Origin of the sequence: Nocardioides sp. dk884 (assembly GCF_009557055.1) — a bacterium.
GTDB lineage: Bacteria > Actinomycetota > Actinomycetes > Propionibacteriales > Nocardioidaceae > Nocardioides.
On the sequence record NZ_CP045649.1, the window covers coordinates 2,897,490 to 2,923,777 of the forward strand.

26 protein-coding genes and 1 tRNA gene are annotated in these 26,288 nt (G+C 73.1%); 8 read left to right on the forward strand and 19 right to left on the reverse strand.

Annotated elements, in window-relative coordinates:
- Positions 1–40: 40 nt before the first annotated feature.
- The 4 genes from GFH29_RS13945 to rpsT all read left to right on the forward strand — a co-directional run bounded on the left by GFH29_RS13945 (position 41) and on the right by rpsT (position 2,711).
- Positions 41–949 carry a sterol desaturase family protein gene (locus GFH29_RS13945; protein ID WP_228387493.1) on the forward strand — a complete coding sequence of 303 codons (909 nt, stop codon included), beginning with the start codon at positions 41–43 and terminating at the stop codon, positions 947–949.
- Between the two features lie 58 nt (positions 950–1,007).
- Positions 1,008–1,961, forward strand: a complete 954-nt coding sequence (locus tag GFH29_RS13950; RefSeq protein WP_228387494.1) for a phosphotransferase family protein — start codon at positions 1,008–1,010, stop codon at positions 1,959–1,961.
- Positions 1,962–2,058: 97 nt separating this feature from the next.
- Entirely contained in the window at positions 2,059–2,289 is a 231-nt protein-coding gene (locus tag GFH29_RS13955; RefSeq protein WP_153324432.1) for a hypothetical protein, read from the forward strand.
- Positions 2,290–2,450: 161 nt separating this feature from the next.
- Positions 2,451–2,711, forward strand: coding sequence for a 30S ribosomal protein S20 (rpsT, locus tag GFH29_RS13960; protein WP_153324433.1), 261 nt, complete (start codon positions 2,451–2,453; stop codon positions 2,709–2,711).
- A 91-nt stretch (positions 2,712–2,802) separates the two neighbouring features.
- Here the strand turns inward: rpsT and holA are convergent, their stop codons facing one another.
- From holA to GFH29_RS13990, 6 genes are all read right to left on the reverse strand, one after another.
- On the reverse strand, positions 2,803–3,789 hold the full coding sequence (gene holA / locus GFH29_RS13965) for a DNA polymerase III subunit delta (RefSeq protein WP_153324434.1): 987 nt from the start codon (positions 3,787–3,789) through the stop codon (positions 2,803–2,805).
- Positions 3,790–3,908: 119 nt separating this feature from the next.
- A complete protein-coding gene (locus tag GFH29_RS13970; protein WP_228387495.1) occupies positions 3,909–6,293 on the reverse strand; it encodes a ComEC/Rec2 family competence protein in 2,385 nt (794 codons plus the stop codon).
- 5 nt (positions 6,294–6,298) lie between these two features.
- Positions 6,299–7,351 (reverse strand): helix-hairpin-helix domain-containing protein, encoded by a 1,053-nt coding sequence (locus tag GFH29_RS13975; RefSeq protein ID WP_194288950.1) that lies wholly within the window; start codon positions 7,349–7,351, stop codon positions 6,299–6,301.
- Positions 7,352–7,622: 271 nt separating this feature from the next.
- On the reverse strand, positions 7,623–8,486 hold the full coding sequence (locus GFH29_RS13980) for a DegV family protein (protein WP_153324435.1): 864 nt from the start codon (positions 8,484–8,486) through the stop codon (positions 7,623–7,625).
- Between the two features lie 37 nt (positions 8,487–8,523).
- Complete coding sequence (gene leuS, locus GFH29_RS13985) at positions 8,524–11,052, reverse strand: leucine--tRNA ligase (RefSeq protein ID WP_153324436.1); 2,529 nt, start codon at positions 11,050–11,052, stop codon at positions 8,524–8,526.
- 241 nt (positions 11,053–11,293) lie between these two features.
- Positions 11,294–12,277: a helix-turn-helix domain-containing protein gene (locus GFH29_RS13990; RefSeq protein WP_153324437.1), complete on the reverse strand. Its 984-nt coding sequence runs from the start codon at positions 12,275–12,277 to the stop codon at positions 11,294–11,296.
- A gap of 70 nt (positions 12,278–12,347) precedes the next feature.
- Here GFH29_RS13990 and GFH29_RS13995 point away from each other — a divergent pair, with 70 nt between their 5' ends.
- Positions 12,348–13,811, forward strand: coding sequence for a flavin-containing monooxygenase (locus tag GFH29_RS13995; protein WP_153324438.1), 1,464 nt, complete (start codon positions 12,348–12,350; stop codon positions 13,809–13,811).
- A complete protein-coding gene (locus tag GFH29_RS20480; RefSeq protein ID WP_194288951.1) occupies positions 13,808–14,443 on the forward strand; it encodes an acetoacetate decarboxylase family protein in 636 nt (211 codons plus the stop codon). Before GFH29_RS13995 ends, GFH29_RS20480 begins: the two co-directional genes overlap by 4 nt.
- Positions 14,444–14,450: 7 nt before the next feature.
- Here the strand turns inward: GFH29_RS20480 and GFH29_RS14005 are convergent, their stop codons facing one another.
- Together GFH29_RS14005 and GFH29_RS14010 are read right to left on the reverse strand one after the other, a co-directional pair.
- A complete protein-coding gene (locus GFH29_RS14005) occupies positions 14,451–14,981 on the reverse strand; it encodes a Dps family protein (RefSeq protein WP_228387496.1) in 531 nt (176 codons plus the stop codon).
- An 85-nt stretch (positions 14,982–15,066) separates the two neighbouring features.
- Positions 15,067–16,722 carry an acyl-CoA synthetase gene (locus GFH29_RS14010; protein ID WP_153324441.1) on the reverse strand — a complete coding sequence of 552 codons (1,656 nt, stop codon included), beginning with the start codon at positions 16,720–16,722 and terminating at the stop codon, positions 15,067–15,069.
- Between the two features lie 139 nt (positions 16,723–16,861).
- On the opposite strand from GFH29_RS14010, the gene GFH29_RS14015 reads away from it, so the two are divergent.
- Both GFH29_RS14015 and GFH29_RS14020 read left to right on the forward strand, forming a co-directional pair.
- Entirely contained in the window at positions 16,862–17,149 is a 288-nt protein-coding gene (locus GFH29_RS14015; protein WP_153324442.1) for a YiaA/YiaB family inner membrane protein, read from the forward strand.
- A gap of 96 nt (positions 17,150–17,245) precedes the next feature.
- Positions 17,246–17,863, forward strand: coding sequence for a lysoplasmalogenase (locus GFH29_RS14020; protein WP_153324443.1), 618 nt, complete (start codon positions 17,246–17,248; stop codon positions 17,861–17,863).
- A 208-nt stretch (positions 17,864–18,071) separates the two neighbouring features.
- Here GFH29_RS14020 and GFH29_RS14025 read toward each other — a convergent pair.
- From GFH29_RS14025 to GFH29_RS14070, 11 genes are all read right to left on the reverse strand, one after another.
- Positions 18,072–18,144, reverse strand: a tRNA-Ala gene (locus GFH29_RS14025).
- Positions 18,145–18,225: 81 nt separating this feature from the next.
- Positions 18,226–18,855 (reverse strand): histidine phosphatase family protein, encoded by a 630-nt coding sequence (locus GFH29_RS14030; protein WP_153324444.1) that lies wholly within the window; start codon positions 18,853–18,855, stop codon positions 18,226–18,228.
- 3 nt (positions 18,856–18,858) lie between these two features.
- Complete coding sequence (gene rsfS, locus GFH29_RS14035; RefSeq protein WP_153324445.1) at positions 18,859–19,239, reverse strand: ribosome silencing factor; 381 nt, start codon at positions 19,237–19,239, stop codon at positions 18,859–18,861.
- On the reverse strand, positions 19,236–19,874 hold the full coding sequence (nadD, locus tag GFH29_RS14040; RefSeq protein ID WP_228387497.1) for a nicotinate-nucleotide adenylyltransferase: 639 nt from the start codon (positions 19,872–19,874) through the stop codon (positions 19,236–19,238). The genes rsfS and nadD overlap by 4 nt, the downstream gene beginning before the upstream one ends.
- Before the next feature lie 14 nt (positions 19,875–19,888).
- The gene (locus GFH29_RS20715) at positions 19,889–20,044 is read right to left on the reverse strand and encodes a hypothetical protein (protein ID WP_194288952.1); all 156 of its coding nucleotides are present in this window, start codon (positions 20,042–20,044) and stop codon (positions 19,889–19,891) included.
- Positions 20,045–20,072: 28 nt separating this feature from the next.
- Positions 20,073–21,323 (reverse strand): glutamate-5-semialdehyde dehydrogenase, encoded by a 1,251-nt coding sequence (locus tag GFH29_RS14045; protein WP_153324447.1) that lies wholly within the window; start codon positions 21,321–21,323, stop codon positions 20,073–20,075.
- Between the two features lie 29 nt (positions 21,324–21,352).
- Positions 21,353–22,201: a phosphotransferase family protein gene (locus tag GFH29_RS14050; RefSeq protein WP_153324448.1), complete on the reverse strand. Its 849-nt coding sequence runs from the start codon at positions 22,199–22,201 to the stop codon at positions 21,353–21,355.
- A 79-nt stretch (positions 22,202–22,280) separates the two neighbouring features.
- A complete protein-coding gene (locus tag GFH29_RS14055; RefSeq protein WP_153324449.1) occupies positions 22,281–23,234 on the reverse strand; it encodes an electron transfer flavoprotein subunit alpha/FixB family protein in 954 nt (317 codons plus the stop codon).
- A gap of 36 nt (positions 23,235–23,270) precedes the next feature.
- Positions 23,271–24,059, reverse strand: a complete 789-nt coding sequence (locus GFH29_RS14060) for an electron transfer flavoprotein subunit beta/FixA family protein (RefSeq protein ID WP_153324450.1) — start codon at positions 24,057–24,059, stop codon at positions 23,271–23,273.
- A gap of 269 nt (positions 24,060–24,328) precedes the next feature.
- Positions 24,329–25,693 carry an Ig-like domain repeat protein gene (locus GFH29_RS14065; RefSeq protein WP_153324451.1) on the reverse strand — a complete coding sequence of 455 codons (1,365 nt, stop codon included), beginning with the start codon at positions 25,691–25,693 and terminating at the stop codon, positions 24,329–24,331.
- Positions 25,694–25,895: 202 nt separating this feature from the next.
- A complete protein-coding gene (locus GFH29_RS14070) occupies positions 25,896–26,225 on the reverse strand; it encodes a hypothetical protein (RefSeq protein WP_153324452.1) in 330 nt (109 codons plus the stop codon).
- Positions 26,226–26,288: the final 63 nt, after the last annotated feature.

The window sequence follows — 26,288 nt, forward strand, 5'->3', positions numbered from 1 at the left end:
GTGGTGGACCCCACTCGAGGACTGGGGCAGTATCCGAGCCGTGACGGATCTGTGGCACTCCCTGCCCGAGCCCCTGCGCGACCCCGTCGCCCTCGCGGTGCCGTTCTTCGTGCTCTTCGTCGCCGTCGAGGCGCTCGCGGCGTACGTCCTGGAGGACGAGCGCCCCGACGGGTTCGCCGGCTACGAGCGGCGCGACACCGTCGCCAGCCTCACCATGGGCGCGGTCTCGGTGGTCACGATGACGCTGTGGAAGTCCGCCGGCCTGGTGGTCTACGCCGCCCTCTTCGCCTACGTCGCGCCCTGGCAGCTGCCGGTCGACGCCTGGTGGACCTGGGCGCTGGCCATCGTGGGCGTCGACTTCTTCTTCTACTGGGCCCACCGGGTGGCGCACCGGGTGCGGCTGGTCTGGGCCACCCACCAGGCGCACCACTCCAGCGAGCACTTCAACTTCGCGACCGCGCTGCGCCAGAAGTGGAACAACTCCCACGAGCTGGTGATCTGGGCGCCGCTGCCGCTGCTGGGGGTGCCGCCGGCCCTGGTCTTCTTCGGCTTCTCGGTCAGCCTCGTCTACCAGTTCTTCGTCCACACCGAGCGGGTGCGCACCCTGTGGCGCCCGATCGAGCTGGTGTTCAACACGCCCTCGCACCACCGGGTGCACCACGGCAGCGACCCGGAGTACCTCGACCGCAACTACGGCGGGATCCTGATCCTCTGGGACCGGCTCTTCGGCTCCTTCCAGCCCGAGCTGCACCGCCCGACCTACGGGCTGACCACGCCGGTCGGGACCTACCACGTGCTGCGCCTGCAGACCCACGAGTACGCCGCGATCGCGCGCGACGTGCGCGCCGCCCCGCGCCTGCGCGACAAGCTCGGCTACGTCTTCGGGCCGCCAGGCTGGCGACCGGACCCCGTGGCGCCGGACAGCGCCGTGCCGGCGCGCGCCGCCTGAGCCGGCCGGTCCGGGCCTGATCGTCACCGGACCGGCGCGCGTGACGGAGGATGTGGCGGTGATCCCGACGACGATCCCCCACGGCCGCACCGCCCGGCGCCTGGAGTGGGAGTACCTCCCCCCGATGCTGCGCGCGGAGGTGGCGCGCCGGTGCGGGTCCCCCGTCGTCGCCGCCGAGTCCCAGCGCGCGGGGTTCACGCCCGGCTTCGCCTCGGTGCTGACCTGCGCCGACGGGAGCCGACACTTCGTCAAGGCCGCCTCGGTCAAGGCCCAGCGGGTCTTCGCACTGTCTTACCGGGAGGAGGCACGCAAGCTCGCCGCCCTGCCCCCCGACACCCCGGCCCCGCGCCTGCGGTGGGTCCACGACGCCGACGACTGGGTGGTGCTGGGCATCGAGCACGTGCCCGCGCGGGCGCCGTACCGACCCTGGAGCGCCGCGGACCTGGCGGCGACCCTCGACGCGCTCGAGCAGTGCGCGCGGGCACTCGACCCCGCGCCCGCCGGGCTGGGCCTGGGCACGTTCGAGGTGGAGTTCGCGCCGTTCCTCGAGCACTGGGCGACGCTGCGCGCCGAGCCCGCCGACGTGCCCGGCTTCCCCGACCACCTCGAGGAGGCTGCCTGTCTCGCCGCGCGGTACGCCGAGGTCTGCGCGGGCAGCGCGGTGGTGCACACCGACATCCGTGACGACAACGTGCTGATCACCCCCGAGGGCCGCGCGCTGCTGTGCGACTGGAACTGGCCGGTCCTCGGCGCCCCTTGGCTGGACACCGTCCTGACCCTGATCGGACCGCGCGGGGACGGCCTCGACGTCGAGGCGGTGCTCGCGGCGCGGCCCCTGACCCGCGAGGTCCCAGCCGAGCAGGTCGACGTACTGCTGGCCCTGGTGGCCGGCTACTTCCTGGCCCAGTCGGGCCTCCCCGCACCGCACACCTCGCCACACCTGCGCGCCGCGCAGCGCTGGCAGGGCGAGGTGGTCTGGCAGTGGCTGGGCGAGCGCCGCGGCTGGCACTGAGCGCGCCGAGGTCGTCGCCCACGCGTTTCGATCTGGTCGTAGAGGATATATGTTGCGGAGCCGTCGTCCGGCGGCCCGATCTCAGGAGGAACTCGCCGTGCGCAAGCCGATCACCCGCTCCCTCATCGCCGTGGGGGCCCTGGGCACCCTCGCCGTCGTCGCCAGCCGCCTCGGCCTGATCGGCGGCGGTGCGCCCGCGCCCGCCGGCGTACTGCCCCTCACCTGCCGGCTGCGCGGCCACGGCTGGCGGGTGCCGCGCACCAACTCCCAGGCGCCGATCCGCCGCACCTGCTCGCACTGCGACCAGATCGACGTGCCCACTCCCTGACCCTGCTGACCTGCCTGATTTGGGCACGCGCCGGACCCACTGTTAATCTCGCTTGTCGCGTGTCTGGCTGCTGCCCTGCGCCGACCGCACCACGAACACAGCACGACGGCCGTTCAGCACCAACGCTCGGCTCCACCCACACCTACGACGAAGGCGCAGTAGTGGCGAACATCAAGTCCCAGATCAAGCGGAACAAGCAGAACGAGAAGCGCCACGAGCGCAACAAGGCGGTCAAGACCGGCCTGAAGTCTGCGGTCCGCAAGTTCCGCGAGCTCGCCGAGGCCGGCGACAAGGACGCCGCGGTCACGGCTGGCCGCGAGGCCTCGCGCAAGCTCGACAAGGCCGTCTCCAAGGGCGTCATCCACCAGAACCAGGCCGCGAACCGCAAGTCCGCGATCGCCAAGAAGGCCGCCGCTCTCTGAGGCCTCCTCGCAACCAGGCGTCGTCCCCTCGGGGCGGCGCCTTCTTGCGTTGGTGGTCCCGCGCGGACCGAACGGGGCTGAGCCGGTCGGCTCAGCGCCCCTCGCGCAGCCCGGTGACGGTGAGGATCAGCCGCTCCAGGGTGTAGGAGGCGTCGCTGGCCGCGCCCTTGATGTCGGCGTCGGCACGGGCCACGGCCCGGATCGCCTCGGCGATCGCGTGGTCGCTCCAGGCGCGGGCCTGCTCGCGCAGGGTGCGCAGCTTCCACGGGGGCACGCCGACCTCGCGCGCCAGGTCGGCGTCGCGCAGGCCGCGTCGCGCGCCCTTGAGCTTGGCCAGACCCCGCGCGCTGCCGGCGAACGCGGAGGTGACCAGCACCGGCGCCGTACCGCCGTCGAGCGCCCAGCGCAGCTCCTCGAGCGCGAGCTGACGGCGTCCGCCGAACGCGGCGTCGGCGACGGCGAAGGACTTCGCCTCGGCCCGGCCGCCGAAGTAGCGCCCGATCTTCTCGGCGTCGAGCGGCTCGCCGGCGAAGTCCGAGGTCAGCTGGTGGGCGGCGGCGGAGAGCGAGCGCAGGTCCTGGCCCACGGCCTGGACGAGCGCGGCGGCCGCCTCGCCGTCGATGGTGGCGCCGAAGCTGCGGACCTCGGCGACCACGAAGCCGGGGTACTCCGAGGCCTTCAGCTCCGCGGACTTCACCTCGGTGACCGTCGGCAGCTTGCGCAGCTTGGTGAGCACGCCGGAGCCCTTCGGGCCGCCGCCGTGGACCAGCACCAGCGCGACGTCCTCCGCGGGGGCCGCGGCGTAGGCCAGCAGGCCGGCCACCGACTCCTCGGGGAGGTTCTCCAGGGAGTGGACCACGACGCAGCGGATCGAGGAGAACAGCGAGGGCGCCGCGAGCTCGCCGAGGGTGGCCAGCGTCAGGTCGGCGGCCGGCGACTCGGCCATCTCGGCCTCGGGATCGTGCTCGCGCACCGCCTGCCGGACCGAGCGGACCGTGCGGTCACCGAAGAACTCCTCCTTGCCGGTCACGAGCGTGACCCGGCCAAGGACGTCTGCTGCCTGAGGACCTCTCGCCATGGTGGACCAAGCCTCCCACAGCCCGCCGACGTCCCCGAGTCGGCGCCAATGGTTGCCCGAGTCGGCGCCAATGGTTGCCCGAGTCGGCGCCAATGGCGGCGCAGCCATCGGGCGGGTGCTCAGTCGCGGGTGCGCACGGCGAGCTCGTCGTCGCGGGCCAGGACCAGCAGGTCGCCGCCGAGGTCGGTGCGCAACACCCGGGCACCCGCGGCCTCGAGGGGTGCCAGCGCGTCTGGGGCCGGGTGGCCGTAGTCGTTGTCCTCCCCCACCGAGACCAGCACCACCCGCGCTCCGAGCGAGGTGAGGAAGTCGGGATCCTGGTGCCGGCTGCCGTGATGGGGCAGCTTGAGCACGTCCACGCGCAGCCCGGCGACCTGCCGCGCCAACGCCGCCTGCCCCGGCGGTTCGAGGTCGCCGGTGAGCAGCGCGCTCACCCCTGCGACCTCGACGAGCAGGACGACGCTGGCGTCGTTGGCGGTGGTCCCGTCGCCCGGGCCGTCGTACGGCGTGGGGTCGTGCGGGCTCAGCACCTCCACGCGTGCGTCGCCGACCGTGCGGACCCCGGGCGCTGCCGTGTGCACCGCCACCCCGGACGCCGTGGCCGCGGCGACCACGTCGTCGACGGCCTCCGGCGGGTCGAGCAGGGCGGTCGTCTCGACGGCACCGACCTCGCGGCCCTCGAGCACACCACTGAGCCCGTCGACGTGGTCGGCGTGGAAGTGGGTGAGCACGAGCAACGGCACCTCGCGCACCTCCAGGTCGTCGAGGCACCGGTCCATCGCGGCCGGGTCCGGGCCGACGTCGACCACGACGCCCGCGTGCTCGTCGGTCCGCACCACCAGTCCGTCGCCCTGGCCGACGTCGCAGGCCGCCAGCACCCAGTCCGCCCCCGGCCAGCCCGGGGTGGGCACGCGTACGACGACCGCCGCGACAGCCAGCAGGCAGACCGCGATCCCCGTGACGGGGCGGCGCAGCGCCCACGGACCGGCGAGGGCCACGACCAGGCACAACCCGGTGAGCAGGGCCAGGGACACGGCGCCGGCCTCCCAGTCGACGGCCGCGGTCGGGAGCGCCGCACCGCGACGCGCCACCAGGATGATCCAGGCGACGCACCACGACGCCAGGGTGCCGAGCACGGCGCCGGCGGGTGCCCATAGCAGGCCGACGAGGCCACCGGCCAGGCCCAGCACCGTCGCCGGGCCGACGACCGGGGCGACCACGAGGTTGGCCAGCACCGCGACCAGGCTCACCTCGCCGGAGATCCCGGCGACCACCGGCGTACAGGCCAGCTGCGCGGCGGCCGGGACCGCCACCGCCTCGGCGAGCCAGCGCGGCAGCCAGCGCGCCATCGCGTCGCGCCAGCCGGGGGCCAGCACCAGGATGCCTGCGGTGGCCAGGACCGAGAGCGCGAACCCGGCCGTGACGGCCAGCGACGGCTGCACCAGCAGGAGCGCCACCACCGCGGCCCCGAGCGCGCGCATGCCCCGGCGCAGCCCGTTGGCGCCCATCCCGACGAGCGCGACGCTGCCCATCGCCGCCGCGCGCAGCACGCTGGGCTCGGTGCGGGCCAGCAGCACGAACCCGACGATCCCGGCCGCCCCCACGACCAGCAGCCAGCGCCCACGCACCCCCGACCACCGCGCCAGCACGAGCAGGAACCCGACGACGAGGGTCAGGTTGGTGCCCGAGACCGCCAGCAGGTGGGTCAGGCCGGTGGCCCGGAAGTCGTCGGCGAGACCGGGGTCGAGCCCCGCGTCGTCGCCGTTGACCATCGCCGGCACGAGCACCCGTTGGTCGGCCGGACGGTGCTCGACCGATCCGCGCAGCGACGCGCGCACCGCGGCCGCCGCCCGCCACCACAGGTCCGGTTCGCTCGTCGTCGCCGGTGTTCCGGACGGACGGAGCACGCCGGCCAGGTCGGGCTGGTCGGGTGGTGAGAGCCGTCCGGTGAACCGCACCCCGGAGCCCAGCCGGAGATCGAGCCACTGCTCGTCGCCGATCACCAGCACCGGCGCCCGCAATCGGTGCGTGCGCCCCCGTCCCTCGACCTCCAGCACCGTGACCCGCACCAGGACGACGTCGCCGAAGCGTCCGGGCACCGGCCGGGGGTCGGAGGCCACCACCCCGTGTGCCGTCACCACCGCGCCCTCCTCGGCGAGACGACCGACCGGCCCCTCGCTGACCTGCTGCTGGCGCACCAGCACCGCCACCACCACCGCACCCGCGACCAGGAGCAAGGCGGCGGCGGTCCGCACCAGGCGCGGCGGGCACCGACCCCGGACCACGCCGAGCGCGAGCACCCCGAGGCCGAGCAGCAGCGCGGTGCACACCAGGGCGAGGACCGCCGGGGCCAGCAGGTGGGCCGCCAGCCCGCCGGCCCAGGCGCCGAGGCCCAGCAAGGGCAGGCGCAGGTCCGGGAGGTCGCGCAGCGCCGCCCAGCCGGCCTCCCGGCGCTCCCCTACCCGGCCCTGCGCCGGGACAGGCTCGCGGTGCCCGGCGACCACCCCGCTCAGACCGTCACGAGCGGTGCCAGGTCGGCCAGCGTGGCGTCGCCGATGCCGTCGACCTCGAGCAGCTCCTCGACCGCGCTGAACCCACCGTGCTCCTCGCGCCACGCGATGATCGCCCCCGCGGTCACCGGACCCACCCCCGGCAGCGTCTCCAGCTCGACCTGGTCGGCCAGGTTGAGATTGACCAGCGGACCGCTGGACGATCCCGCGGTCGCCGGAGCGCCGGCAGCCGAGGCCGCCACCCCCGGCGGCGGGTGCACGCCGACGAGCACCTGCTCGCCGTCCACGAGCAACCGCGCGAGGTTGAGGTCGATCAGGTCGACCCCGGGTCGGGCCCCGCCCACTGCCTCCAGCGCGTCGATCACCCGGGATCCCGTCGGCAGCACCGCGATGCCCGGTCGGCGCACCTTGCCGGCCACGTCCACGGTCACCGTCCCCGACGAGCCGACGGAGCCGGCCGAACCGCCAGCGGTCGCCGCCCCCGGCGGTGGGGCACCGGTCACCGCCGTGCCCGGCGTACCGGTCCCGGCGGAGACGCCGACCCCGTGGTCCTGGGAGGTCCCGGCCGCGGCCAGCCGGCCGACCGACTCGCTGCTGTCCGAGCGCACCACCCACCAGCAGGTCACCGCCAAGCCGACGGCGACGAGCACCGCGACGACCGCGACCGCGCCGGACCCCAGGCCGGCGCGGCCGCGGAGCGGATCGGGGACGACCGCGGCGAGCCCCGCGCCCCGGCGGCGGGAGGCGTGGCGCCCCGGCACCGGGACGGCGGTAGGCATCAAGACGCCGGCGGCCCCGCCGCCGGGCTCGTCTCGTGCCCCGGCCGCATCCCCCGGCGAGAGACTCCCCCACGCCGCCCGCTCCTCGGCCGGCACCCCGATGTGGGTGTGCTCGCGCCACCACTCCTCGTCGACCTGGCCCTCATCGATGTGGCCCTCGTCGTGGGTGCCCGCGGCGGACGCCGTGCGGGCACCGGCCAGCTCGGCGCCGAGCACTGCCAGCCGGCGGGCGACCGCGGCCTCGTGGTCGGGATGGGTACGGCGATTGCGCATGGGGCGACGCTAGGAGCGCCGGCCCCGCCTCGTCGTACCGCGCCGGAGGCCTGGGGAGGACCGCCGCACCGGTCCCGCCTGTGGACGGTCACCGGCCCGGGGGCACCGGCTGACGGGTCGAGTCGAGACTTCTGACGGTTGAGTCGAGAGCAGCGCCGCCATGAGCGCCGACTCGGCGCACCATTGGCGCCGACTCGACGCACCATTGGCGCCGACTCGGCGCACCATTCGGGCCGACTCGGCGCACCATTCGGGCCGACTCGGCGAGGGGCTAGGAGGTGGTGGGGCGAGGGGCGACGCAGACGGCGATCATGCCGGGGCCGACGTGGGCGCCCAGGACGGCGCCGAGCTCCCCGCAGTCGACCTCGCGGCCGGCCAGGCCGTCGGCGAGCCGGGTGGTCAGCCGCTCGGTGAGCGCCGCGGCCCGGTCGGGGTTGGCGAGGTGGGCGACGGTGACGTCGACCTCCTGCTCCCCCGCGGCCGCCACGGCGAGCTCCTCGAGCCGGTTCAGCGCCCGGGTCGAGGTGCGCACCCGCTCCAGCGGGACCACCCGCCCGTCCTCGAAGCCCAGCAGCGGCTTCACCGCCAGCGCGCTGCCCAGGAGTGCGGCGGCCGCACCGATGCGCCCACCGCGGCGCAGGTACTCCAAGGTGTCGACGTAGAACAGCGAGCGGGCCCCGGCCGCGACCGTGCGCGCGGCGTCCGCCGCGTCGTCGGCCGAGCCCCCGGCCTCGAGCGCCGCGGCGGCGGCGCGCACGGCGTACCCCACGGCCGGCCCCACCTGGCGGGTGTCGACGCACACGACCCGGATGCCGGCGTCGCGCGCGGCCAGCTGCACGGACTCGAAGGTGCCGCTCATCTCCGCCGACAGGTGCACCGAGACCACCTCGGTGGCACCCTCCGCGGCGAGGCGGCGATAGGTCTCGGCGAAGACGACCGGCGCGGGCCGGGAGGTGCTGACCGGGGTGAAGTCCCGCAGCGCCTGCGCGACCACCTCGGGGCGCGCGTCCTCGGTGCCCTCGTCGAACACCTTCGGCCCGATCACCACCTGCAGCGGCACGACCGCGATGCCGAGCGCCGCCGCGAGGGCGGGCTCGAGCATCGCGGTCGAGTCGGTGACAAGTCGGACCGGCATGGCGGTGAGGGTAGACGAGGAAGTGCCCGTCACGGCCTCAGACGACGATGTTGACCAGCTTGGGCGCACGCACGATGACCTTGCGCACCGCGCGGCCGTCGATCGCGCGCACCACGCCGGGGTCGGCCATGGCCAGCTGCTCCAGGTCGGCCTCGGAGATGTCCGGGGCGACCTCGAGGCGGGCCTTGACCTTGCCCTGGATCTGTACGACGGCGGTGACGGTGTCCTCGACCAGCAGCGCCGGGTCGACGCTCGGCCAGCCCGCGCGGGCGACGCTGGGCTGGTGGCCCAGGCGCTCCCACATCTCCTCGGCGGTGTACGGCGCGACGAGCGACAGCAGGATCGCCACCGCCTCGGTCGCCTCACGCACCGCCGGGTCGGCCGGGCCGCAGCCGGAGTCGATGGCCTTGCGGGTGAGGTTCACCAGCTCCATCGTGCGCGCGACCATGACGTTGAACCGGTGGCCCTCGATCAGCTGGGTCGCGTCCGCGACGGTCTTGTGCACCGCGCGGCGCAGCGCCAGGTCGCCGCCCTCGGGCGGGGTCCCGACCAGCGAGGTGACGTCGCCGGACAGGCGCCAGGCGCGCTGGAGGAACTTCACCGAGCCGCCGGGCGAGAGGTCGGCCCAGTCGATGTCGTCCTCCGGCGGGCCAGCGAACACCATCGTGAGGCGGACCGCGTCGACGCCGTAGGTGTCGATCATCTCGCCCAGGTTGACGCCGTTGCCCAGCGACTTGCTCATCGCCTTGCCGCCGTTGATGACCTGGCCCTGGTTGAGCAGGGCACTGAACGGCTCGACGAAGTCGACCATGCCCATGTCGTGCAGGACCTTGGTGAAGAAGCGGCTGTAGAGCAGGTGCAGGATCGCGTGCTCGACGCCGCCGACGTACTGCGCGACCGGCATCCACTCGCGCGCCTTGGCCGGGTCGAAGGGGCCCTCGGTGTAGTGCGGGTCCAGGTAGCGCAGGTAGTACCAGGAGGAGTCGACGAAGGTGTCCATCGTGTCGCTGTCACGCGTGGCGGGACCGCCGCACGAGGGGCACTCGACGTTGACCCAGTCCTCGGCCGCGGCCAGCGGCGAGGTGCCCTTGGGCTTGAGGTCGGCGCCCTTGAGGTTGTCGGGCAGCCGCACCGGCAGCTGGTCCTCCGGCACCGGCACCTCGCCGCACGCCGCGCAGTGCACGATCGGGATCGGCGCGCCCCAGAAGCGCTGGCGGCTCAGCAGCCAGTCGCGCAGCCGGAAGTTGACGGTGCCGGTCCCCCGGCCGTCGCCCTCGAGCTGCTCGATGATCCGGCTGATCCCGGCGGCCTTGTCGCTCAGCCCGTCCAGCGGACCCGAGTTGACGTAGGTGCCGTCGCCGACGGTGGCGACGTAGGTCTCCTCGGGGTTGCCCTCGGCGCCCTCGACGTCGACCACGCGGCGTACCGGCAGGTCGAAGGTCTTGGCGAAGTCCAGGTCGCGCTGGTCGTGCGCGGGCACCGCCATGATCGCGCCGGTGCCGTAGTCGGCCAGCACGTAGTCGGAGGCCCACACCGGGATCCGCTCGCCGTTGACCGGGTTAATCGCGGTCACGCCCAGGTCCAGGCCGGTCTTGGGGCGGTCGGTGGCGAGCCGGTCGATGTCGGTGGCCTTGCGGACCTCCGCGAGGTACGCCGCCAGCGCGTCGGCCCGCTCGGGCGCGACGATCTCGGCGGCCAGCGCGGCGTCGGCCGCGACCACCATGAACGTGGCGCCGTACAGCGTGTCGGGGCGGGTGGTGAACACCGTGACGGTGCGCGTCGAGCCGTCGGCGAGCTCGATGTCGAAGTCGACGTGCGCACCCTCGGAGCGGCCGATCCAGTTGCGCTGCATCGCCAGCACCCGGTCCGGCCAGGTGCCCTTGAGCTGCTCCATGTCATCGAGCAGCCGCTGGGCGTAGTCGGTGACCTTGAAGTACCACTGGTTCAGCTCGCGCTTGGTCACCTCGGCGCCGCAGCGCTCGCACATGCCCTGCACGACCTGCTCGTTGGCCAGCACGGTCTGGTCGTTGGGGCACCAGTTGACCGGGCTGTTCTTGCGGTAGGCCAGGCCACGCTCGCGGAACTTCAGGAACAGCCACTGGGTCCAGCGGTAGTACTCCGGGTCGGAGGTGTGCAGCCGGTGCGACCAGTCGAAGGAGATCGCGTAGCGGCGGAAGGACTCCGCCTGGGTCTCGATGTTGGCGTAGGTGTAGACCGCCGGGTGCTCGTCGTTCTTGATCGCGGCGTTCTCGGCGGGCAGGCCGAAGGAGTCCCAGCCGATCGGGTTCAGCACGTCGTAGCCCTGCTGCCACCAGTAGCGCGCGACGACGTCGTGCAGCGCCATCACCTCGGCGTGGCCCATGTGCAGGTCGCCGGAGGGGTAGGGGAACATCGTCAGCGCGTAGCGCTTCTCCGCGCCCTCGGCCGCCGACCCGGCGCGGAACTGGTCGAGCTCGGCCCACACCGGGCGCCACTTGTCCTGGACCGCGGCGACGTCGTAGGTCACGGGCTCCTGCTCGGAGGTCGGGCCCGCGCTGTGCGTGTGAGTGGAGGTCTGCTCGCTCATCTCGTTCTCTCGTCGGCCGGTGGGATCGCCTGCTGCTCGCTGGGAAGTCGGGGCAACGCCCCGGGCACAAAAAAGCCCCTCGGGCACGAGGGGCGGCCGCGTCGGGTCGTGCTTGCTCGACGCGGCTAGCTAAGGAGCAGGGTCCTGCACATGTCAGCCATGGTAACGCTCGCAGCGACGCCCCGCGCCACCGCCAGACGTCGCCGAGCTCGAGACCACGGCGAACCGCCGGCCTGGGCGCTCAGCGCGCGGCGCGGGCGTAGGCGGCGGGGGTCTGCCCGGTCCAGCGCCGGAAGGCGAGGATGAAGCTCGAGGCCTCGGCGTACCCGACCCGGCGCGCCACCTCGGCCACCGAGATCGTCGAGCGCCCTCCGAGCAGCGAGCAGGCGAGCGAGGCGCGGACCTCGTCGAGCAGCTCCTGGTAGGAGGTCTCGCACTCGGCGAGGTGCCGGCGCAGGGTGCGCTCGGTGCGCCCGAGCGCGGCGGCGACCTCGCCCATCGGCGCCCCACCGGCGAGGTGCTGGGTGATCAGCACCCGCACCTCCTGGGCCAGCCCGGTGCGCTCGCGCCGCCGGGTGACGGTCTCGGCGCACAGTCGCTCGGCCAGCACCCGCGAGCGCTGGTCGCCGGCGGGCAGCGGCCGGTCGAGCTCGGCGGCGCGGAACTCCAGGCGCGCCTCGCGCGCGCCGATCCGCGTCGTGGCGCCGACCCCGCCCGGTACCAGCTCCTCGAGCACCGCGCCGATCGCGGCGGCGTCGCGGGCGACGAGGAACGCGCGCACGTCGTCGGGCAGCGCCGCACCGTCGACGTGCACCACCACCCGGTCGCCCTCCAGCGTCGCGCGGGGCAGCGCGAAGGTGAAGCTGAGGTCGATGAAGCGCAGCGCCACGTCCATCGCGTCGAGCACCGTGCGGCTGGCCAGCAGCGCGTAGCCGAAGATGCCGAACGTCTCGGCGCGGTACGTCGCCCCCACGGCCGCGCCGGCGCCGGTGCCGCAGTGGCGCTGCAGGTTGCGCACCACGGTGAGCTCCTGGGCCGCGGTGACCTCGTGGTCGACGACGCCGAGGTCGCCGACGCCGAGCCCGCTGCCGGCCAGCACGCTGCGCGCGGAGACGCCGTGCGCCCCGGCGTACCGCACCAGCAGGGCGACGCCGGCGATCGCGCGGGGAAACTCCCAGTCGCGGGTGGCCGGGTCGCCGAGCAGCGGAGCGGGCGCGTCGGACATGTCCGGAATTATGGATCAACTCGCGCCCGCCGCCTCCCCCCGCCACACCGGCGCGCCTAGGTTTCCGGACATGGCACCTCGTGCAGTGATCATCGGCGCCGGCTTCGGCGGCCTCGCCGCCGCCCGCGCCCTGCGCCGCGCCGGACTCAGCGATGTCGTCGTGCTCGAGCGCGCGGACGACGTGGGCGGCGTGTGGCGCGACAACCACTACCCCGGCGCGGCCTGCGACGTGCCCTCGGTCCTCTACTCCTGGTCCTGGGCGCTCAACCCCGACTGGGGCCGGCGCTACCCGACCCAGCCCGAGATCCACTCCTACATCCGGCGGGTGGCGGGCGAGGAGGGGCTGCTCGACCTGGTGCGCACCGGCGTCGAGGTGGTCGGGGCGGCGTTCGAGGAGAGCAGCGGCACCTGGCGGGTGGAGACCACCACCCGCGACGGCGCGAGCGAGACGCTGGAGGCGGAGATCCTCATCGCCGCGACCGGCCAGCTCTCCCAGCCGGCGTTCCCGCGGGTGCCCGGCCACTTCGAGGGCCCGGTCTTCCACTCCGCGCAGTGGGACCACGACGTGGACCTCGGCGGCTTGCGGGTCGCGGTGATCGGCACCGGCGCGAGCGCGATCCAGTTCGTGCCCGGCATCGTGGACCGGGTCGGCTCGATGACCGTCTTCCAGCGCTCCGCGCCGTACGTCGTGCCGAAGCCGGACCAGGCCTACCAGCCGCGCCACCACCGGCTGCTGCGCCGCGCGCCGTGGCTGATGCGCGCGGAGCGCCGTGCGTGGTTCTGGCTCACCGAGCGGTTCAACGCCGCGCTCGGCGGCGACTCGGCGATCAGCCGCCCCCTGCTCGGCGCGCTGCGGCTCGGGTGGCGCGCCCACCTGCGCCGCCAGGTCCCGGACGCCGCGCTGCGCGCCAAGCTCGTGCCGGACTACGCGCTGGGCTGCAAGCGGCTGCTGTTCTCCAACGACTGGTACCGCGCGCTGGCCCGCCCGCACGTCGACGTGGTCACCGAGGCCGTCGTGTCCCTGGAGGAGAACGGCGTGCGCGCGGGCGACGGCACCCTGCACGAGGCGGACGTGGTCATCTGGGGCACCGGCTTCCGCGCCACCGACTTCCTCGGCGGGATCAAGGTCACCGGACGCGGCGGGCTCGACCTGCGCGAGGCGTGGGACGGCGGCGCGCGCGCCCACCTCGGGCTCACCGTGCCGGGCTTCCCCAACCTGTTCTGCATCTACGGGCCCAACACCAACCTCGGCGGCAGCTCGATCATCAACATGCTCGAGGCGCAGGCGGGCTACGTCGCGCAGGTCGCGCGCGGCATCCTCACCGGCCGCGCCCGCCTGGTGGAGGTCAAGGAGCCGGCGTACGACGCCTACGACCGGGAGATGCAGGGCCGCCTGGCGCGCTCGGCGTTCGCCGGCTGCGAGAGCTGGTACGTCGACGGCGAGCGGATCACCACCAACTGGCCGGGCCTGGTGGCGGAGTACCGCGCCCGCCTGGCGCGAGTGGACTGGGACGAGCTGGAGGACGTGTCGTGAGCACCGCCTATCCCCCGGAGCCCTGGGACCTCACCGGCACCGGGCTGATCAGCCTGTGGCGGGTGCCGGTCGACGCGGTGCCGACCCTCCCCGCGGGGGCGCGGGCGCTGACGCTGCGCGGTCAGGCGCTCGCGACCACCATGCTGGTGCGCTACGACGAGCGCGGGGCGATGGCCTACCGCGAGCTGCTCGCCGGCGTACTGGTGCGGCACGGGCGCGGGGTGGCGCTGTCGATCACCGACATCTGGGTGGACAGCGAGGCCTCGATGGCCGGCGGTCGTGCCCTGTGGGGCGTGCCGAAGCAGCTCGCGGCATTCGACCCCGACCCGGGCGGCGCCGCCACCGGCAGCGCGCACGCCGAGACCGGGCCGGTCGGGGATGGGCCGGTCGCGACCGGCCACCTGCTCGCGCGCCGCGGGCCGGCGGTCCGGCTGCCGTTCCCGCTGCGGGCGCGCATCGTCCAGACGCGCGACGCCCGCACCCTGGCCAGCCCGATCCGCGCGGGCGGCCGGCTGCGGCTGGCGCGCGCGGAGTGGTCCTTCGACGCCGCCGGCCCGCTCGCCTGGCTGCGAGCGGGCCGGATGGTGGTGTCGGTCCAGGCCGAGGAGTTCGCGATGCGGTTCGGCGCCTGACGCCGGGTCAGCGGTGCAGCTGGCGCGGCTGGCTCTTGTTGGCGACCCGGTTCTCGGCGTCGATCATCCAGGCGAGCTGCTCGAGGCGCTCCAGCACGGTGTGCAGGATGTCGGCGGTGGTGGGGTCCTCAGCGTCGACCTCGTCGTGGATGCGTCGCGCGGTGCCGGCCACGGCGTACAGCGCGGCACCGATCAGGTCGACGGTCTCCGCGGTGTTGACCTCGGTCGCCGGGAACGGCTGGAGGCTCGTCTGCTCGGCGACCGTGGCCGCGCGGGCGTCCGGGGTGACGTAGATGGCGCGCATGCGCTCCGCGACGGTGTCGGAGAACTCCCGGGCAGCGTCGACGACCTCGTCGAGGGCCAGGTGCAGGTCGCGGAAGTTGAGCCCGACGACGTTCCAGTGCGCCTGCTTGCCCTGCAGGTGCAGGTCGGTGAGGTCGACGAGCATCTGCTGCAGGTGGGCGGCGAGCTGCTCGGAGGCGGTGAACGCCGGGCGGGCGACGTGGGTGGGGGCGCTGGCGTGGAGAACGTCGGACACGACGAAGGTCCTTCCTAGGACGACTGCTGGATCACGCCATCTAAGCACCTTTTTTGGAGTCATTCCAGAAAGGTGAGGCTACCCTTCACACCCGCTCGACCGAGCTCTGCGCCTGCACCTTGGCCCAGCGGTAGTCGGCCTTGCCCGAGGGCGAGCGCTGCACCCGCTCGACGCGCACGATCGCCTTGGGCAGCTTGTAGCGCGCGACGTGGCGCTCGGCCTCGGCGAGCAGGTCCGCGTCGTCGACCTCCACGCCCTCGTGCAGCTCCACGATCGCCACGACCTCGCTCCCCCACCGCTGGGAGGGACGCCCCGCGACCACGACGTCGCGCACGGCCGGGTGGGCGGTCATCGCCCGCTCGACCTCCTCGGCGAAGACCTTCTCGCCCCCGGAGTTGATCGTGACGCTCTCGCGCCCGAGCAGCTGGATGCGGCCGTCCTCGAGCACCTTGGCCCGATCACCCGGCACCGACCAGCGCACCCCGCCGATGAGGGGGAAGGTGCGCGCGCTCTTCTCGGCGTCGCCCAGGTAGCCCAGCGGCACGTAGCCGCTGCGCGCCAGCCAGCCCTCGCCCTCGCCCGGCTCGAGTCGGCGGGAGAGCAGGTCGTCGACGACCCCGGAGTCGGACTGCGGGGTGAACACCATCGCCTCCGCCTCGTTGTCCTTGGCCGCCGTCGCGCTCATCTGGATGCCGCTCTCGGAGGCGCCCGCGGTGTCGAGCACCATCACGTGCGGCGCCACCGCGAAGAGCCGCTCGCGCACGGTCGGGGTGAGCGGGGCGCCGCCGTTGCCGAGCACGAAGAGCCCGGAGAGGTCGTAGGTCTCGCGCTCCATCTGCTCCACCAGGGGACGCGCGATCGCGTCGCCGACGACCGGGATCGAGGCCACCCGCTCGCGGGCGGCGAGCTCGAGGGCGTTGGCCGGGTCGAAGCTGCGTACGTCGTCGAGCACGACGATCTTGCCGCCGGCGGTGATCGAGTGGAACGTCGACCACAGCGCGGCGCCGTGCATGAACGGCGGGACCATCAGCAGCGACAGCCCGCCGCCCGAGGCGAGGGTGTGCGCGGCCAACGCGTCGTAGGACGCGAACGGCTCGGTGGTGCCGAACGGCGTACCGCCCATGGAGGAGACGAAGATGTCGTGCTGGCGCCACATCACGCCCTTCGGCATGCCGGTGGTGCCGCCGGTGTAGAGCAGCAGCAGGTCCTCCCCGGACGGGGTCGGCATCCCACCCGCGGGCGCCGGGGTCGCCACCACCGACTCATAGTCCACCGCCCCGGGCAGCAGCGGGGTGCCCGAGTCGTCGGCGACCTGGATGAGCACCCGCAGCGCGGGCAGCCGCTCGCGCACCGCCGCGACGACCGGGGCGAACTCGGCGTGATAGACCAGCGCGGTCGCCTGCGCGTCGGTCAGGAGGTAGACCAGCTCCTCCTCGACGTAGCGGTAGTTGACGTTGAACGCCGCCACCCGAGCGCGGAAGGCACCCAGGGTGGCCTCGAGGTATTCGTTGCCGTTGCGCAGGTAGACGCCGAGGTGGTCCTGGCCGGACTCGTGCCCGGCGAGCGCCTCGCGCTCGGTGTGGCAGCCCAGGCCCTGCTCGGCCAGGTAGTGCGCGACACCGTCGATGCGGGCGTCGAGGTCGCGATAGGTGAGGCGCCGCTCGCGCCAGACGAGGACCTCGCTGTCCGGCACGGTCTCGGCGACGGTGCGGAACACGGTGGACAGGTTGAAACGGGTCATGCCGCTCCTCCGGTTGATCGCGTGGCCGCAACCTAGCCGAGCGGAGACCGCGAGGTGACCTGGATCTCAGCACCGGGTGGCGCGATCTGAGTACACCGACTCATGCGAGCACCCCCGCCGAGCGGCGAGGCTTCAGGGCATGGACAACAAGACGCCCCAGACCAACACCACCGCCTTCTTCGCCCAGGCCGCCATCTCCTTCGGCGTCTCGCTGCTGGGCGTCGTGCTCGCCGTGCTGTACCTGCCGGTCGACCCGTGGGTCCGCGCCTTCCTCGCGATGACCACGCTGTTCCTGGTCTCCTCCTCCTTCACCCTCGCCAAGTGCGTGCGTGACTCCCAGGAGAGCCGCTACGTCGTCTCGCGCCTGGACCAGGCGCGGGTGGACAAGATCCTGGCCGAGCACGACCCCTTCCGCGCGGTCTCCTGATCGCGGGTGCCGTGAACGGGCGTGAGCGGTGGGTGCCCCGGGTACACCCCCCGGGCGCGACCGCCCGGTCCGCGCCCCGCCAGCCCGAGGTGCCAGATGACCACGTCCCAGACTCCTCCGACGCGAACCGCGTCCTCGCCGCGCAAGGTCGCCAAGGGGCTGCTGATGCCGACCCTGGCCGCGCGTCTCCTCCGCGCCCCTCGCGGTCCCGGCTCCTCGGCGGTGCTGGTCGCGCAGGCCTTCTCCTGGGGCGGCGACCTCGCGCTCAACGAGCGCTCCCGCGGTCGCTTCCTCGCCGGGCTGAGCTCCTTCCTCATCGCCCACGTCGCCTACATCGCGGCCTTCCGCCGGCGCTCCTCGACCCCCGTGCTCGCCTCACCGGGACGCCGGCGGTTCCTGGCCGCCGGCACCACGATGTCGGCCGCGATGGCGCTGGCAGCGGCCCGCACGGACCGCAGCCTCGCCGCACCGGTCGCGGTGTACGCGACGACGCTCTCCGCCATGGTCGCCTCCGCGGCCGCGGTGGACCGGGACCGCGGCCGGGAGCAGCTGCTCACCGGCGCCGCACTGTTCCTGGTGTCCGACACCCTCATCGGCGTCCGCAAGTTCCTCGCCGGCGACCGCGGCACCCTGCTGGATGCCGGCGTGCTCTCGACGTACGCCGCGGCGCAGTGGTGCATCGTCGAGGGCATGCGCCGCGGGCCTCGGGACTGAGGGTCGCTCCCCGAGCGGGAAGGCGAGGCGGCGCTGGGAACTGGCTTCAGGTGCTTTTCGGCGCAATTGCGCCGAAAAGCACCTGTTCCCGCGCCCGACCGGTGGTTCTCCCAGCAATTGCGCAGAGAAGCACCGTCCGAAATGACCAGTGGCCGTGTCGGCACCCTGTTTCCAGGATGTCCACACGGCCACTGGCCTGCTACGTCGGTGGAGCTGAGGGGACTCGAACCCCTGACCCTCTGCATGCCATGCAGATGCGCTACCAGCTGCGCCACAGCCCCATCTCGCCGGCCTTCCCGCCCTGCGGGCCGGCCAACGACGAGAACATTACCCAACGGGTCCTGCGGATGCGAAATCGGGGGTCAGACTCCGGACGCGACCGGCTCGGGCGCGGCGAGGTTGTAACCCGCGAGGCGGATGGTGCCGGTGTGGTTCTCGAGGACCACCCAGTGGCAGTTGCCGACCGCGCGGAACGCCGCGTGCGCGGAGTCGGGCAGGCCGAGCAGGTGGAGGGTCGCGACCCGGATCGCGGCGCCGTGGGCGACCGCGACGCCGGTGCCGCCCGGGCCGATCTCGTCGAGCAGCTCGCGCAGCGCCTCCTCCAGGCGCGCCGCGACCGCGGTGGTGGACTCCCCACCGAGCGCGACCGAGAGGTCACCCGCGCGGAAGCGCACGAACTCCTCGGGCGCCCGCGCGGCGTACTCGTCGTGGGTGAGCCCCTGGCGCTCACCGAGGAAGAACTCGCGCAGCCGAGGGTCGTGGACCGGCTCCAGGCCGGTCTCCTTCGCGACGTACGCCGCGGTCTGGCGGGCCCGCGCGAGGTCGGAGGACCACAACACCTCCGGGCGGTACGCGGCGATCGCCGGGGCGGCCGCGGCGGCCTGGAGGTGGCCGGTGTCGTCGAGCTCGACGTCGACCTGGCCCTGCACCCGGCCCTCGTGGTTCCACGGGGTCTGACCGTGGCGCAGCAGGATCAGGCGCGTGGGGCTCACAGCTCAGGCCCGGGGCGGGCCGTCGAGGTCGGCCGGCAGCGTGATGACCGGGCAGTCGCGCCACAGCCGCTCGAGGGCGTAGAACTCGCGCTCCTCCTCGTGCTGCACGTGGATGACCACGTCGCCGTAGTCCAGCAGGACCCAGCGACCGTCGCGCTCGCCCTCGCGGCGGATCGGCTTGGCGTCGACCTCGCGCAGCTTGTCCTCGACCTCGTCCACGATCGCCTTCACCTGACGGTCGTTGGAGGCGGAGGCGAGCAGGAAGGCGTCGGTGATCGCGAGCTGCTCGCTCACGTCGAAGGCGAGCAGGTTGGTGGCGAGCTTGTCGCTGGCCGCGCGGGCGGCGACGTGGACGAGCGCGACGGCTCGATCGGTGGCGGTCATGCGGGTTCTCCCGGTGCTTCGGTGGTCTGGGGGTAGAGGTCGTGCTTGGCGACGTACTGGACGACGCCGTCGGGCACGAGGTACCAGACGGGTTCGCCGCGCTCGGAACGGCGACGGCAGTCGGTGGAGCTGATGGCCAGCGCGGGGATCTCCACCATGGTCACCCGGTCGACGGGGATCGAGGAGAGCGTGGAGGGGTCCATCGTGTAGCCGGGACGGGTGCAGCCGACGAAGTGCGCGAGCGCGAACAGCTCGTCGGGGTCGCGCCAGGTGAAGATCTCGGTGAGCGCATCGGCGCCGGTGATGAAGTAGAGCTCCGCATCCGGCATCGCGGCGTGGAGGTCCTTCAGCGTGTCACGGGTGTAGGTCGGTCCGGCCCGGTCGATGTCGACCCGGGACACCGTGAACCGCGGGTTCGACGCCGTGGCGATCACCGTCATCAGGTAGCGGTGCTCGGCCGGGCTGACCACGCGGTCGGACTTCTGCCACGGGTCGCCGGTCGGCACGAACACGACCTCGTCGAGGTCGAACCAGGCCTGGACCTCGGAGGCGGCGACCAGGTGGCCGTGGTGGATGGGGTCGAACGTGCCGCCCATGACCCCGACGCGTCGGGGCCGCGGCGCGGCGTCGCTCACCTCGGGTGCGGTTCTCAGCTGTGCTCGCGGCCCGCGCCGAAGCTGACCAGGCCGATCAGCAGGCCGAGCATGATCACCAGGATCAGCGCGCCGATGCCCCACGAGAGCGCGTGGTTGATCTCGTGGTGGGTTCCCTCGGCGGCGAGCACGGTCGTCAGAGCGTTCAGCATGGGCACAGACTACCGGTCCCCGCCGACGTCAGCGCACGTGGCCGTCGCCGGTGACGACGAACTTGGTCGAGGTCATCTCCGTCAGACCCATCGGGCCGCGCGCGTGCAGCTTCTGGGTGCTGATCCCGATCTCGGCGCCGAACCCGAACTCCCCGCCGTCGGTGAACCGGGTCGAGGCGTTGACGAGCACCGCCGCGGAGTCCACCGCGGCGGTGAACCGGCGCGCCGCGCCCAGGTCCTCGGTGAGGATCGCCTCGGTGTGACCGCTGGAGTGCCGGCGGATGTGGGCGATCGCCGTGTCCAGGTCGGGCACCACGGCCGCGGAGATGTCGAGGGAGAGGTACTCGGTGTCCCAGTCCTCCTCGGTGGCCGCCACGACCCCGTCGTACGCCGCGAACGCCGCGTCCCCGTGCACGGTCACGCCGGCCTCCTGCAGGGCGGTCACCACCCGCGGCACGAAGGTGTCCGCGATGTCGGCGTGCACCAGCAGCGACTCCGCGGCGTTGCACACGCTCGTGCGGTGGGTCTTGGCGTTGAGCACGACGGCCAGCGCCTTGTCCTGGTCAGCGCCCGCGTCGACGTAGACGTGGCAGTTGCCGGTGCCGGTCTCGATCACGGGGACCGTGGACTCCTCGACGACCGAGCGGATCAGCCCGGCGCCGCCGCGCGGGATCAGCACATCGACGTGGCCGCGGGCGCGCATCAGCGCCTTGACGCTGTCGTGGCTGTCGCCCGGCACCAGCTGGACCACGTCGGCCCCGAGGCCGGCGGACGCCACCGCGTCGCGCAGCACCGCGACGATCGCGGCGTTGCTCGAGCGCGCGCTGGAGCTGCCGCGCAGCAGCACGGCGTTGCCGGACTTCAGGCAGATGCCGGCGGCGTCGGCGGTGACGTTGGGGCGGGCCTCGTAGATCATCCCGACCACGCCGAACGGCACCCGCAGCTGGCGCATCTCCAGGCCGTTGGCCAGCGTGCTGCCGCGCACCACCTCGCCCACCGGGTCGGCGAGCCCGGCGACGTCGCGCAGCCCCTGGGCCATCGCCTCGAGGCGCTCGGGGGTCAGCCGCAGCCGGTCGACGATGTTGGCGGGGGTGCCGCCCGCCTCGGCCCGCTCGACGTCCTCGGCGTTGGCCGCCAGCACCTCGGAGCTGCGCGCGAGCAGCCCGTCGGCCATCGCGTGCAGGGCGGCGTCCTTCTGCGCCCGGGTGGCGAGCGCCAGGGCGTGGCTGGCCTCGCGGGCGCGACGGGCAACGGCGATGACGTCCTGCTCGATGCTCATGCTCCGAGCCTAGTGCGGCGCCGACAGCCTCAGACCGGGTCCTCGACCGCGTGGACGTCCCCGGCGGCGAGGATGGCCTCGAGTCGCTGAGCGGCCCGGTCGGCCACGGGGTTCTCCCCCGCTCGCGCGGCCAACTCGGCGAGGGCGCTCAGGTCCGCGCACCGGGCCAGCTCCAGCGCCCGGTCGGGGTCGGTGCCGCGCAACGCGGCGTACCCCTGCAGGACGCCGGCGACGTAGGCCGGCTGCCTCTCGAAGCGCAGCACGCTGCCCAGGTCGGTGAACGGGTGTCCCGCGTGCGCGAGCTCCCAGTCCACGAGGCCGGTGACCGCCAGCGTCTCGGGGTCCACCAGGAGGTTCTGGGGGCTCAGGTCGCTGTGGACCAGGCAGGCGCGCCCCTCGGTGTCGAGCAGCGCGCGAGCGCGCTCCCCGACCTCCCCGAGCGACTGCTCCTCCGGCCGGGTGAACGGCGCGAGGTGCAGGTCGCCGTCGGTGAAGAGCCCGTGGTGCAGGAACGGCATCCCGCCGAGGGTGCCGACCAGACGGCCCACCGCCTCCCCCACCCGGTGCTGGCCGGTGTCGTCGAGCGTGGGCAGGATCAGGTCGAGGCGGGTGCCGGGCAGCCACTGCGTGACCAGCAGCGCCGGCAGCCCCGCGGCGGGGTCCGCGCGGCGTACCTCCAGCACCTCGGGCGCCGGGACCAGGCCGCGCACCAGGCGCAGCAGCGAGGCCTGGATCTGCGCGGCCTCCACGGGATGGCGCGGGTGGGCAAAGAGGCGCACCACGCTGCGCTCGCCCCCGGCCTGGGCCAGGAACGTCTCACCCGACCAGCCGCCCTCGAGGGGGTGGAGGGAGGCACCGACCGCGGCGAAGGGATCCATGGCGCGATCGTCGCACCCCCGGAGACGACGAAGGCCCCCCGGCCGGAGCCGGGGAGCCTTGGTCGTGGCGGGTCGGGACTCAGCCCTTGCGCTTGTTGATCTCCTCGGTGGCAGCCGGGAGGACCGCGTGCAGGTCGCCGACGACGCCGAAGTCGACGAGCTCGAAGATCGGCGCCTCCTCGTCCTTGTTGACCGCGACGATGGTCTTCGAGGTCTGCATGCCGGCGCGGTGCTGGATCGCACCGGAGATGCCGTTGGCGACGTAGAGCTGCGGCGACACCGTCTTGCCGGTCTGGCCGACCTGGAAGGTGTGCGGCATCCAGCCGGAGTCGACGGCGGCACGCGAGGCGCCGACCGCCGCACCGAGGGCGTCGGCGAGGCCCTCGACCGGCTCGAAGTTGCCGCCGGTGCCACGGCCGCCGGAGACCACGATCGCGGCCTCGGTGAGCTCGGGGCGCCCGGTGGCCTTGCGCGGCTGGGCGGCCACGATCTGCGCCTTCTTGGCGTCGTCGGAGATCGTCGCGGCGAACTCCTCGACGGCGCCGGCGCCGGCCCCCTCGACCGGGCTGGTCGAGTTGGGCTTGACCGTGATGATCGGGGTGCCCTGGGTGACCTTCGCGGTGACGGTGAAGTTGCCGGCGAACACGCTCTGCGTGGTCACCGGGCCCTCCTGCACGTCGACGGCGTCGGTGATCAGGCCGGACTTGGTCTTGATCGCGAGACGGGCCGCGATCTCCTTGCCCTCGTAGCCGGAGACGATGAGGACCGCGGCGGGCGAGGTCTTCTCGACCAGCTGCTGGAGGACCTCCGCCTTCGGGGCCACCAGGTAGCCCTTCACCTGTGCGTCGTCGACGACGTAGACCTTCTCGGCACCGAACGCGGCGAGCTTCTCCGCGGCCGCGGAGGCCTGGGCGGCGGCGCCGATGAAGACGGCCGAGGGCTCGCCGAGGCGCTTGGCGAGGGCCAGCAGCTCGAGGGTGGGCTTGCGGATCGCACCGTCGACGTGGTCGACGAGAACCAGAACTTCAGACATCAGTGACTCGCTCCTCTACGCACTCTGAGCCGGGGCTCAGATGAACTTCTTCGACGCGAGGAAGCCGGTCAGCGCGGTGGCGCCGGAGCCGTCCTCGTCCTTGACGATCTCGCCGGCCGTGCGCGGCGGGCGGGCAGCGGTCTCGAGGACCTCGGTCCACGCAGCACCCAGGCCGACCTCGGCGGCGTCGACACCCAGGTCGGCGAGCGACCAGGTCTCGAGCGGCTTCTTCTTCGCGGCCATGATGCCCTTGAACGAGGGGTAGCGGGCCTCGCCGGACTGGTCGGTCACCGAGAGGACCAGCGGCATGGTGCCGCCGATGACCTCGGTCGCGGTGTCGCCGTCGCGCTTGACGCGCACCTGGTCGCCCTGGGTCTCGATGACCGAGGCGAAGGTGACCTGGGGCAGGTTGAGCCGCTCGGCGAGCATCGCCGGGACGACGCTGCCCGACGCGTCGGTCGAGGCCATGCCGCACACGACCAGGTCGACGGGGCCGGCCTTCTCGATGGCCTTGGCGAGCACCAGTGAGGTGGCGATGTAGTCGGAGCCGGCGATGGCGTCGTCGAGGACGTGGATGGCCTTGTCGGCACCCATCTGGAGGGCCTTGCGGACAGCGTCCACGGCCTTCTCCGGACCGACGCACAGCGCGGTCACCTCGGTGTCGTCGCCGGCCTTCTCCTTGATCTGGAGAGCCTGCTCGACGGCGTACTCGTCGAGCTCCGACAGCAGGCCGTCGACGCCGACGCGGTCGACGGTGTTGTCCGACTCGAACTGCCGGTCAGCAGTGGCGTCGGGCACGTACTTCACACAGACAAGAATGTTCATGGCGATGGCCGGGACGGCCCCTCCTGTGGACTCGGATGTGAACGCGAGGCTACCGACAGATGCGGTGCGTCAAAACACATGTCCGCGGTCGGCAATCTCACAGTCGCTCACAGTGCCAGTGGCACGGTGGATCCGCCGCATCGGTCCCGTACGACGGACGGTCCAGACCTGTGAGCAGGGACGCAGAACGGCCCCGGCGTGCAGTTCGCCGGGGCCGTTCCTCGTGATGCGCGGTGCGGTGCCGACCTGCGATCAGGCCGGCCGGTGGGTCACTTGATCTTGACGGTGACCGTCTTGTTCGACGCCTTGAAGTTCTTGTTGCCGGCGTACTTCACGACGAGCTTGTAGTTGCCCTTGGCGATCTTCTTGAAGACAGCCTTGGCCGTGCCCTTCTTGATGTTGACGGTCGCCTTGCCGACCTGCTTCTTGCCCTTCTTCAGGACCAGGGTCGCCTTGCCGGCGGGCTTGGCCTTGGCCGAGGTGACCGTGACCTTGGCCGTGAGCTTCTTGGCCTTCTTGGCGTACGCCGTCTTGACCGTGGTCTTGGTCGCGGCAGCGGTGACGACCGCCCCCTTGTCGACGGTGATGTCGCCCAGGGTGGCGGCGTCGCCGACGAGGGTGCAGTCGAGCTCCGCGGCGGAGTAGGTGCCACCGGTGAAGCGGTTCGACGCCTCGACGGTCAGCGCGATGTCGGCAGGAACCACTGCCTTCACGCCGGCGGCGGAGGTGTCGAGGGCGAGAGAGCCGCTCGCGTTCCAGACCATCGGCTCACCCGCGGCCGGGACCGCGGTGTCGGAGAAGGTGAGGCCGATCGGGCCGGCACTGGTGGCCGCCTGCGCGGCACCGTTGCGGAAGGTCATGGCGATGCGGCCGGCCATGGCGGTCCACTCCTCGCTCCACACCAGGGTCGAGGTCACCGGAACGGTGGCCTTCTTGCCCTGCGTGGCCTTCACCGAGGTGTCGAGCACTGTGTAGAAGGTGGCACCGAAGGCGCCGAACGTGCCGTACTCGCAGTCGTAGGCGTTCGCCACGCCGGCGGGGACCTCGGGACTCGGGGCGTCGCCGACCGTGACGGCGCCGACCTTCTGGTCCTGGCCCGCGTCAGCGGTGCACGGGACGTTGACCGGCGCGGTCATGCCCATCACCGTGGCCGTCAGGGCGGCGCTCACCGCGCCGACCTCGATGGGGGCGTCCCCCGCGGTGGCCGGCGCGGTCAGCTCGGAGCTCGTGGTGCCGGTGAAGACCAGCGGCGCGGAGGCGGGGGTCCAGTCCGCCACCGGGATGGTGACGGTCTTCGACTCGCCGGCGACGAGCACCGCGACGTCGATGGTGCCGCTCAGACGGCTCACCGGACCCATGGCAGTGGTGCCCATGTCCAGCGTGGCCGAGATCTGCGAGGTGAACGCGGCACCCGGAGCCACAGCCTCGGTCGGCGTGCCGACCTCGATGCTGAGCGTCGAGTCCAGGGTCACCGGCGCGCCGAAGCCGCTCATGACACAGCTGTAGCCAAGGTCGGTCGGGGCCGCGTGTGCGGCGCTGAGCCCGGCCATGGCCGGGACGAAGCTGAGTGCACCGGCGGCGAGCGTGCCGGTGGCGACCGCCGCGGCGCGGCGGCGGAACGAGGTGGTGGTCATGTCTCTCCCTCTCCGTGGCCGCCCGTGCAGCGACCTGCGGGACCACGACTCCTCCACGAAGTCGCGGCGTGACCGGGGACACCGGTCTGAGGCAGAACCTAGGACCGAACCTGAGAAAATATACGGTTTCAGATATATCTTCTCACATCGTGAGTGACCTGTAACACGCCGGAAATCCGTGCTGCTCCCCTGCACGACCCGATCAGGGCCGGATGATCCGCTCCAGCAGCCGCCCGATCACCAGCCAGGCGATGGCCGCCAGGCCCCAGTTGAGCAGCGCGTTCTGGGTCTCGCTGTCGAACTGCATGACACCGGCGTCGCGGGAGAAGACGCCGAGGTCGACGGCGTCGGCGACCTGGAGCACGAAGCGGACCAGGTCGTTGGACTCGTTGGTCGCATCGATCGCGACCAGGAGCGCCCCCAGGGCCAGCACGAGCGCGAGGAGCGCGCAGATCGTCCAGGCGACCTGCGCGACGGTCCGTCGCACCCGTGCTGTGCCGTTGAGGGTGGTGGTGCTGCTCTGACGTGCCACGTGGGTTCCTCCGCGATCCTCGGACCAGACCGGCAGAGGATCGCACACCCGTGGCGGCGGGCG